Source organism: Anaerosporobacter sp., from assembly GCF_965301125.1.
Genome location: NZ_CBDLAM010000142.1, coordinates 1 through 10482, shown reverse-complemented (window position 1 = coordinate 10482; position 10482 = coordinate 1). Strand labels below are relative to the sequence as shown.

At 33.3% G+C, this 10482-nt stretch carries 10 protein-coding genes and 1 pseudogene; 6 read left to right on the top strand and 5 right to left on the bottom strand.

The annotated features are described in order from the left end of the window. From ACW2QF_RS14250 to ACW2QF_RS14240, 3 genes are all read left to right on the top strand, one after another. On the top strand, positions 1-370 hold a 370-nt coding region (locus ACW2QF_RS14250; RefSeq protein WP_455716673.1), incomplete at its 5' end, for a sigma factor-like helix-turn-helix DNA-binding protein. Positions 371-385: 15 nt separating this feature from the next. Continuing rightward, a complete protein-coding gene (locus ACW2QF_RS14245) occupies positions 386-760 on the top strand; it encodes a phage holin family protein (RefSeq protein ID WP_455716672.1) in 375 nt (124 codons plus the stop codon). A gap of 519 nt (positions 761-1279) precedes the next feature. Then, complete coding sequence (locus ACW2QF_RS14240; protein WP_455716671.1) at positions 1280-1909, top strand: hypothetical protein; 630 nt, start codon at positions 1280-1282, stop codon at positions 1907-1909. 175 nt (positions 1910-2084) lie between these two features. On the opposite strand, the gene ACW2QF_RS14235 is transcribed toward ACW2QF_RS14240, so the two are convergent. Then, a complete protein-coding gene (locus ACW2QF_RS14235) occupies positions 2085-2924 on the bottom strand; it encodes a WD40/YVTN/BNR-like repeat-containing protein (RefSeq protein ID WP_455716670.1) in 840 nt (279 codons plus the stop codon). Between the two features lie 477 nt (positions 2925-3401). Between ACW2QF_RS14235 and ACW2QF_RS14230 the strand changes: the two genes are divergently transcribed. Beyond that, complete coding sequence (locus tag ACW2QF_RS14230; RefSeq protein WP_455716669.1) at positions 3402-3911, top strand: flavin reductase; 510 nt, start codon at positions 3402-3404, stop codon at positions 3909-3911. Positions 3912-4021: 110 nt separating this feature from the next. Here the strand turns inward: ACW2QF_RS14230 and ACW2QF_RS14225 are convergent, their stop codons facing one another. After that, the gene (locus ACW2QF_RS14225) at positions 4022-6196 is read right to left on the bottom strand and encodes an extracellular solute-binding protein (protein ID WP_455716668.1); all 2175 of its coding nucleotides are present in this window, start codon (positions 6194-6196) and stop codon (positions 4022-4024) included. A gap of 298 nt (positions 6197-6494) precedes the next feature. On the opposite strand from ACW2QF_RS14225, the gene ACW2QF_RS14220 reads away from it, so the two are divergent. Continuing rightward, positions 6495-7169 (top strand): response regulator transcription factor, encoded by a 675-nt coding sequence (locus ACW2QF_RS14220; protein ID WP_455716667.1) that lies wholly within the window; start codon positions 6495-6497, stop codon positions 7167-7169. Positions 7170-7173: 4 nt separating this feature from the next. Then, positions 7174-8508 carry a sensor histidine kinase gene (locus ACW2QF_RS14215; protein WP_455716666.1) on the top strand — a complete coding sequence of 445 codons (1335 nt, stop codon included), beginning with the start codon at positions 7174-7176 and terminating at the stop codon, positions 8506-8508. A 2-nt stretch (positions 8509-8510) separates the two neighbouring features. Here ACW2QF_RS14215 and ACW2QF_RS14210 read toward each other — a convergent pair whose 3' ends face one another. The 3 genes and pseudogenes from ACW2QF_RS14210 to ACW2QF_RS14200 all read right to left on the bottom strand — a co-directional run. After that, positions 8511-9626 carry a DUF3810 domain-containing protein gene (locus ACW2QF_RS14210; protein WP_455716665.1) on the bottom strand — a complete coding sequence of 372 codons (1116 nt, stop codon included), beginning with the start codon at positions 9624-9626 and terminating at the stop codon, positions 8511-8513. Positions 9627-10013: 387 nt separating this feature from the next. After that, the gene (locus tag ACW2QF_RS14205; RefSeq protein WP_455716674.1) at positions 10014-10277 is read right to left on the bottom strand and encodes an ATP-binding protein; all 264 of its coding nucleotides are present in this window, start codon (positions 10275-10277) and stop codon (positions 10014-10016) included. A gap of 18 nt (positions 10278-10295) precedes the next feature. Next, positions 10296-10482: pseudogene (locus ACW2QF_RS14200) on the bottom strand (sensor histidine kinase); the annotation flags it as partial.

The following is a 10482-nucleotide window of genomic DNA, read 5'->3' as shown; positions in this document are numbered from 1 at the left end:
AAAAATACAAAATACAGATCACGGCTGCATGTTTTCATACCTAGCAACATCAATTCACAACAATTATATTAAGAATCTGATAAATATAATAAAAATACAAGACTTCAAATCATATTCCGAATTAACAGAAAAGGAATTATATTATTTGGATGCACTAACAGCCACTAACGACCAATATTTAAATGTTGATTATGATTTCTTGGAAAAATTTTTAACAAAGCCAGAATTTATAATTATTAAAATGATTTTTTATGAAGGTTTCACCGTCACTGAAACTGCAAATGCCAATGGTATTACCAGGCAAGCTGTAAATCAAATGAAAAATAGAGCTTTAAATAAATTAAAAACCATACTTTTGGACAAGCGATAAACAAGGAGGTTAATTATGAAACATATTATAGAAGGAGTTGCTGGGTGGATTTTTGCAGGATTTGATTCACTCATTTATGCGCTTATTGCCTTTACCGCCATTGATTATATTACTGGAATTTTATTGGCTATTCACACTAAAAAATTATCAAGTACAGTAGGCTTTAAAGGTATATCAAAAAAATTTTTAATTTTTTTGATAGTAACTATGGGAAATATAATCGACAATTACGTTGTTGGAACAGGACGTACGATTAGAACATTGGTCATTATGTTTTATTTGGCAAATGAGGGGTTTAGCATATTAGAGAATGCCGGACAACTTGGTCTTCCAATTCCTGAGAAACTTAAGGATGCCCTACAAAAACTTAATAGTAGCAATAAATCATAAACTTCTAATAATAGGAGTAAACATAATAAAGAATCACTTGATCTATATAGATCCGGTTCTATAGTCAAGATCACCAACTTAGTTGGTGGCTTGCTCTGCCCCTACTAGGGGCTTTTTTGTTCCCCTAACTCCACTGTATTTTTCCAGTTGGAAATCCATGTAATTATATCATATAGTTTTTACTTGAAGCTGAAGCTAAGCACACCTGCATAGCCCGTGACTTATTTTTCTGCTATAGAATAAAAGATAATTCTCCAAGTGACAATTTAGAAAACAGATCACTCAGAGATATATAAATTAGCGCACTATCAGTAATATTCCTCTAGATTTACTAAATTCTCGATAGAAACCATTATAAGACCCATTATTAAAGAATTCTAAAAAAATTTGTTATTTTATTACTTTTGTGTTTACATTATGAAAATAAAATTCTCTTTAATATATGTGATTTCACAAAGAACTTAATTGATCAGTTAACTAACAAATTACTAAATCAAAACATATGAAAGGATGATATTTATGTATTATGGTATTGATAGCGATACCGCTGTTTTCCCAACTGGTTCTACTTCTCATGATTTTTATGCTGGTCGTATTGGATATGGATTAACAGCAAATTCTACTTATTTCAATAATACTGGAGCTTCACTAGCAAAGAAAGTATACATGTATTGGGGGATTCAAGGTCCCGAAAAAGATAGCCTATATGAAAGCGCAAGTTCCTACACATCAACACTAGCTCATAATTGGGGTGCACAACAAGCATCCTCTGCAGTTACTGCACTAAGTTTTAAAACTAATGTAAATATGTACACAATTTTTGCAGACATAGAATCTGGTTTCGGTGGTTGGCTTACATCTAGTGACATCAGTACTTATTCCACCTTGAATTACCAGGTGTTTAAAGGATTTGTCGACAAAATTACTTCTTCTTATTCCAAATATTATACAGGAGTATATACCAGTAAAGGATCATGGCAATCTATTATGGGCACAACAAACTCCCCAGGATATGCGAAAACAGTTTGGGGTGCTAACTATCCGAGTGGTTCAACCTTTAATACTCCACCCACGTCAATGAGTGGCTGTTATTCTATTAATGGTATAGCACCTACCATTTGGCAGTATTATGGGGAGATGCAAATATAGCATCTAAACTACCTAATTAATATTTTTAGTAAAAGAAACGGAGCTTTGCTCCGCTTCTTTTACACAATTCATATTTTAACTCTTCTAAAAAAATACAGTAGTGTAGTCTTTATCCTTATTTAACGATACTATACCTAATAACTTTTTAGATAACTCTCAAATAATTAAACAAATATTAATCGGATATCTCCCACATCATTCCATCATTCGATTTCCATAACTGGTTATTATACGTAACACTCCACATAATGTCTCCGTTAGCATCTTCAGAATAGGTCCATTTAATGTTTTGTTCATCAGAGTCTTTATCTAATTGTATCCAAGTATCTCCTTTGTCAGTTGTTATAAAAACTAGAGGGTCTAATATTCTAACACTATCATCAGAATGCTCAATTAATAAAACACCTTGATCTTCCGAAAAAAAAGTCGGTGGCTGAGTACAAAATAGATCCGTACTGTATTCTGTCGGAACTGCAATCTCTTGTTTTTCCCAATTGTAACCTCCATCTACAGTCCTAAATACCCCAATATATCCTTCTTGAGGTGTCATGGTTGTTATCCACCCATAATTGGCATCAAGAAATGTGATACCTGTTTTTGCCTCAAGGGGTATTGTATAGTTCTTATCATACGTACTAGTAATCTTATCCCAATGTAACCCTCCATCAATTGTCTTATACAGTGTTACATTTTGCTGATGAGTATCACCTACATCATAAAGGGCATCCCAACCAGTATCGGAATTAATAAATACTATATCAGCATCTCCCTTATGAGTGTCACCGCTATAGAACTTTATACCGATCGGTGACAAACCAAGTAACTCATCACTTGGAGCAGGAGTACTTTCTTCTTCTCCTATTAGAGACGTTGAATCTGGTTCCGAGGAATCGGTTCCTACGCTATCCGTTTTTATTGACTCCTTACCTGATTGTTCTTTATTTGTACATCCAGTGAATAACATTAAAAATATAAAGCTAACTACTAGTACTGCTCTAAATCTTTTATAAATCATTCTGATTCTCCTAACCATACACTAATATTTTGTATTCGCCCTATTAATAGTTTATGATTTAAAAATTTCTCTGGTAATAATCTTTTTGATTACTAATACTTAAAGATTATCATATTTTGTTGGTGTAATACTTATTCTCATTAATTATTCTCGTAGTACCATATATAATAGATTAATTACTCCTCTATATTTTACTACAGCGTAGAACTTATGATAAAGCCTATATTAATCATATAAAATAAGCATATTATATCATTGAATTTTCCATTTATCAACATATTTTATTAATTATTAACACCTATATATAGATTAATTTAAAATAAATAAAATAAAAAAGTAAAGATTAAAAAGTAAAGTAGCATTAAACCACCTTATGTATGTAATAAAATGCTTGAGTTTTTAAGCTTATAATATGATATACTAAAAGAAACTTTTACATAGAATATATAATGATTTGAAGAACGAAAGGAGTTTTATATGTCAGAGTTCAAAGTAATTAAAGCAACTGAAATAGACAAAAATGTCTGTAAATTAATCGGTAGTGACTGGATGCTTGTAACTGCAGCGAAAGATAACAAAGTAAATACCATGACTGCCTCTTGGGGTGGACTTGGTGTTATGTGGGGTAGAGATGTGGCATTCACCGTGATTCGTCCTCAACGCTTTACTAAAGAATTCGTAGATAGTTCCACTCATTTTTCATTATCCTTCTACGATAATAAATATAGAGAGACATTAGCTTACTTAGGTAAGGTATCTGGACGTGATGAAGATAAGGTTAGTAAATCAGGTCTTACTGTAGCCACAGATCTTGATACTCCATACTTTGAAGAAGCTAAACTTGTACTTATTTGCAAAAAACTCTTTGCTCAACCATTAGTTGAATCCAGCTTCCTAGATCCTTCTTTAATTGATAAATGGTATCCTAGTAAGGACTTTCATCAGTTATATATCGCTGAAATTGAGAAGGTTCTTGTAAGAGAATAATCCAAATTATAAGAAATAACAAAGCAAACCGAATTGGCCTCTTATTCCATAACCAATTCGGTTTCTAGTTTATATAAAGAATTCTACTCTATTTAAATATGGTTAATTATCTACTCATTTAGATAAACATTCACTTTGGACATAATTTTCTCAGTAGCTGTATCCAAATCAATTTTGTCCTCTAGGTAATCTTTAGCATCCTCCATAAATAAATTCCGCAATCTTTCATCTGTAATAGGTATATTAACCTTCCTTATCATTGCTATGATCTCTTGTCGCTTGTCTTCACTTGGTTGTGTCGCCTCAAAGGAATCCCTATCATAAAATGTAAAATCATCCTTTGCTTTTTGAAACTCATCTAAAGCTTTTTGATTTATAGGAAAACCATCAGAAAGATTTTTACTTTGTACTTTATCTGATAATAGTATACCAATAAATTCAGTCGCTATGTCCTTCTTTTTACAAGCAGCATTTATAGATATCAGGCCCTGAGGTATGAATTGATTTCCAATTGCGTCTACAGTTCCTTTGTTCTTCTCAATTGCTTCATAAATTGGATATGTATCATACATATTGTTTAGTATCCGAATACTTAAACTCTGCTTTTTATAATATATGGACAAACTATCGCCGAAATTATCTCCATTTATACTAAAGTAGTCCATCCCTTCTTCTTGATCTCCCTCTACTAATACCAATTCCTCTTTCATTTCCTTTAATGATAAGAGAAATTCTTTCATTTCCGCTTCTAACACTTTATTATCTTGTATAAAATCTGATGAATAACAAAGATTCATAATGTTAATAAGATCTGTTGTATTAAGAAACTGATCTTCAAATATTGGCGGATTCTTATGTGTAGCTGCGAAATAAGTCAAGCTCTGTAATGATGTTGTTGCTTGAACGGCATCAGTTTCCCCATATGCAACAGGAATTCCAACCCTTATTGGGAAACAATAAATTTTATCTTCCTTTTTATAATTTGAGATAACATTATCCAGTAACTCATCTTGATCCAATAGGGGATTAATGATATCTCCTAAGTCTTCTAGCACTCCTTTTTCAATATAAGACTCTACATTTATACCGTCCAATAGAAGAATATCTGGACCTTTTCCTGCTAATAACTCCGTATTAAGATTCTTTATGTAATCTTCCTTCGTCATAGCCGTATTGTCTTGCAACCCAATTTGGTAATCAACTTTAATATCTGGATTACTTTTTTGGAAATACTGGATTGCATTTTTAATCGTAGGAATCTCTTCCATCGAGGCGATGGTTAATGTGGTGCTCGGAGTAGTTGGCATATCTTTATCATAATAGTAATGATAAAGGGAACGCTTTCCTTCCTCACCTTCATACATGATGTAAAAATCGTTTTCCGTTCCAATAACAACTGTATCAATTGATATAGATGGATCATTCATCATTGTTAAAGAACCATCTATTACCAATTCCCATGTCTTACCGTCTTTCGCAATACGATATAAACCACCCGCTGAGACCACGTACCAATTTCCCTGATTATCTGCAGAGAACGCTTGTGGTATATTATTATCTTGAAGTTTTAATTCATTTACTATCTCTCCTGTGTTAATATCAACAACTTGGATACCTGTTGAATCCTTTGTTAATGCCATTATTTGATTATTCGAATAAGCAAAGGGATAGTCTCCTATCTCAAAGGAATCTATATTCTTTCCGTCTTTATATATGTTTCCTGATCCGAAACCAATTGCAACATAGGAATCTTTCCCCGTTTCTAAAAATGAGAACGGTGTCTTATCAAACTGCATTTCGCTTTTGTAATCATCAATAGTTACCTTTTCGATAGAACCATCTTTTTTAATTTTTGCAATTTCTACTTGGCTACTCTTCTCACCATATTCTAAATACATTGCATATATGCTACCATCACCCCCATATGACATATTTAGCATGTTCTTCAAGTCGCTTGCTTTACTAATCCAATCTGTCTCTTGTTTGTTCCATGTATTTCCATCATACTCATATATATATTCATCATCCGTATTGCTCCTATTACATGAAACAATCTCCAGAGCTCCATCAGGATTTTTTAGTAATTGAAATGCTATTTCCTTCCCTTTTGCAACACCATCAGGCATGGCAATCTCTTCTTCTACATATCTCCCCATAGGTACCTCATCTTCGGAGCCATTACTTGAATTTTTCCCACACCCAGTAATTACAGTTGGAATTAAACATATAACCATCAATAAGCTACTGGCCTTATGTATAAAGCTATATCCCCTTCTTTGTATCATTTCATTTCCTCCTCATTGCATAGTTTTGTAATCTTTATCACTTACTGTCTTTCATACTATCATTCAAATCTTAATAAAAGCTTTAAACCATACCTTAGTTGGTTGTTCCCGTTTAAACCGCCTCAAGTTAATAATAATTTGGCGTTAAATAGATACGGTTTATTCCCTTTATATTCCTATTATTGTTCAATTTAGATTTTTTTTAGAGAAATTTATGATACACTGTATATAGCTAAGTACAATCCTTATGATTAGGATACATAGCAAAATCCACGAACGTAAAGGAACCAAGTTTATTATGCGAATATTAATAATAGAAGATAACAAAAACTTATGTGACAGCATTAGTTTTCATTTGCAGACTCAAGGATATAATACAGATATCTGCTATACAGGAGAGGAGGCATTGTATTATGTTTTACAACATTCTTATGACGTAATCATCTTAGATCGTATGTTACCTGTCATGGATGGACTTACTATACTAAAGAAAATTCGCAGTAATCATATAGCAGTCCCGGTTATACTGGTTACAGCTATGGATCAAATTAATGACCGTATTGACGGACTGGATGCTGGCGCTGATGACTATGTTGTAAAACCATTTGCAATTGAGGAATTGTTAGCACGTGTCCGCGCTCTTGCAAGACGACCCCATCACCTAACTGAAACCAAGCTACTATCCTTTGGTAATTTGACCTTTGATGCCGTTCTTCAACAGATTCAAACTCCAACTAAAAGTTGTCCTCTAGCTAAACGAGAGAGTGATCTACTTGAATATTTTATGAGACATCCTAATCAAGTACTTCATAGGGAACAAATCTTTGCTTACGTTTGGGGCCCTGATAACTTTGTAGAAAATGGAAACTTAGATAACTATATGCATTTTTTGAGACGCCATCTTCATTCTGTTAAAGCAAATATAGTTATTAAAACAATACATAATATTGGGTATACATTGAGGGAGGAGTAGAACCATGCTACAACAATTAAGAAAACATCTAATTCTTCTATTTACCTCCTTAAGTAGCTTAATTTTAACTATCAGTATAATTGGTTCCTTATTTCTTAATCTAAAACAAATTAAGTCTCACTCCTTAGATAGTTATAAAACGGTTCAGGATACTATTAATTATAAATTGCAAACCGAGCAGATAATCTCACACGGATGGCTTTCTCAAATGGAAACAAAATATAAACTTATAATACATATTAGAGAGAACGGAATTCCTTTCTTATATAACGGTTCATGGAATCCTTTCTCTACGAATATACCACACGATACTCATACAGATTATGAATCTCAACGAGAAAATGTAATCTCTTCTGTTGAAAAACTGGCAATGAATGATGGAATGAATCTTACCTCCAATTTTACTTCACCTACTAAGATTGCATCCCCAATCTATGAAATCCAACCAAAACATGCAAGTGTTGCATATGCATCTATTTCATTAATTTCAACAGGTGATACCACATTACAACTTACTTTAATTCAGTTTCGCCCACAAGAACTTAATGATAAGATTATCCAATCACTACTGTTTGTTGGGATTGCTATTATAGGTAATATTGGTCTCTTTTTTGTAAGCTGCTATCTAGTTAATAAAGCTTTGAAACCTGCTATAGAAAATGAAAAAAAGCAAAACACGTTTATTGCCTCTGCTTCTCATGACTTACGTTCACCACTTACTATTATACAAACTAACGCCTCTGCACTTCTTATTGATGGAGTGGATTCAAAGAAATTCATAAATAAGATTATTGAAGAATGCACTTATATGTCACGCCTTATTAGTGATATGTTAATACTTGCATCTAGCGACTCTAAAACATGGCATATTCAAAGGCAACTTATAGAAACCGAACCCTATCTAATTGATTTATTTGACTCCTTCTATGAAGCATGCAAAAAAAGAGAGCATTACCTAGACTTAGATCTTCCTGATGAAGAACTTCCACCAATTGAAGTGGACAAGACTCGTTTAACACAAGTCATTGGAATTCTAATTGATAACGTCCTTAGTTACTCTCCTATAGATAGTACAATTATCCTTCGACCTTATGTAAACAAACATTGGTTCTATCTATATATTATCGATCATGGTATTGGAATTCCTGATGAACACAAAGCTTCCATATTTGATCGATTCTATCGGGCAGATCCTTCTAGAAATGATACTTCTCATTTTGGACTTGGACTTAGCGTAGCTAAAGAGTTAATGACGCTCCATAACGGCTACATTCAAGTAGAAAACACACCCGGTGGCGGTTCAACATTCATATTAAAGTTGCCACTGGCGGAATCCTAGCATTATTCTTTGGAAGACTTACGTGCCCGGTACTCCGCTAACATCAAGTCTACCATTTCGCCATAACTCTGTTCTCCACTTGCTTGATTGTTAGCCTTTAGATATGCATCATTAATCTTTGATGATACCGTACTAATTACCTCGTTATGATAAGTGTTCCAATACTCAGCGTTTGCAACACGATCCGCTAATACTTCTTCGCTATACATAGCTCTTATCTTTTTATAGAGTTTTATATCATGATCATATAATTGACTTGTTGCATAGGATAAAGCATCCATAACCCCACTATATTGAAATTCAATATTATCAGAGTTCATACATGCTAAGTACGCGATATAATTTGCCTCATTTTCTCGCATATATCCTTTTTGGTGCGCAAGTTCATGGCACATAGTAGCTGGAATTCCATAATCAGCAACATCTACATTTACATTTGCTTCCACTGTAATACTTACAAATAAACCTGTTGTATCTGTATACGACATTGCCCTAGATGCTATTACTGGCTTGGGAACACTATAGAATCCTGATAAGGAATCATAATTTTTCCCAAACTCACTCATTATTCTCTTTGCCTCTTTAGCTGTCTCATAATCTGAAGTAGATAACTTGAATATGCCATCTTCATCTACACTGGTAATCTGTGCTCTCAAGTCATTGGCCTTTAGGGCAAGCTCTTCGCACAACCCATATAGTTCTTCGATGGAATACTTCTCTACCTTCAATCCACAAATCTTACTAAAAGGATAACGGTAATAATTTGCTCCACAAAACACCATGAAAAGAAAGAATGCTGTACTAATAGTACATAGCGCATTCACTACATAACGTGCAATTGTCTCCTTACGATTCTCCTTATCACGTACTAGTCGTCTCACCATACGAAAGACAATATATACTATTAAGAACGGAATACAATACAATCCGATTTCAGCAATAGATATTGGAACAAGACCTGTTATGAAACTCATACTCTGTGCATAGACCCTATAGATTCCTCTAGCAAACCAATACTCGGCTATGTACTCACTATTCCTTACTACTAATAGCACTATCAGCCCTAGTGGAAATAATGTAAGTAGCCAGACTCTCCTTTTCTTAAACATTTCTTTCATAACCTACACTCCTTTCCTATAGTATACACACTCCTCCCCTAACCTACAACATTAACAAATGTAAAAAGGATATCAACTCTCATATTAGAATCGATACCCTTTTTACTGTTTCGAATTACTTTCCTGCTCTTCCATATTAGCCGTTTCCATTACTCTCTGAGTCTACTGTACAATATGTCTTTTTACAACATTGCTTAATGTAGGCACCTGCTAATCCGAATAATGCTGCTATTACAAAAATTTTCTTAAACATACATATAACCTCCTTATTAATTTGATTTTACTACTCAACCATATTTCCTTTATAGAAATAAAACTTGTCTACTATAGTTATAACACATATATATTAAGTTTATGCTATTGTAAAAATTAAGATATTATTAAGGGTTATCCACTTATATGAATATTAATTGCAAATATACCATTATTAAGCTCCGCCTCGATTGATCCACCCATTTTTAAAACAAATTCTTTTGCAATTGCTAAACCTAGCCCCGTAGACTTTTTCATCTTCGACAAATCTGTTGTATAAAAGCGTTCAAATATATGCTCTATATCTTGTTGCTCAATTGCGCTTGTACCATTGCTAATTCTAAGATAAATCTCTTCATACTTCTGCTGTAGCATGATGCATATCATATGCTCACCTATTTTTATGTCATTTCCTATTTAATTTTCGATAACGCGAATCCAAGCTAAAGAATCTCCGAACACCCAAACCGGTCCCTCTTCAATTTGGATCTCTGGTTCAATTTTACTATGTCTTAACTCATCATAAAACATAGAAATGGTATAACATAATATTCCATTCAAATAAATTTTCTCATTATCAAGTTTATAAACACCCGATTCTAAT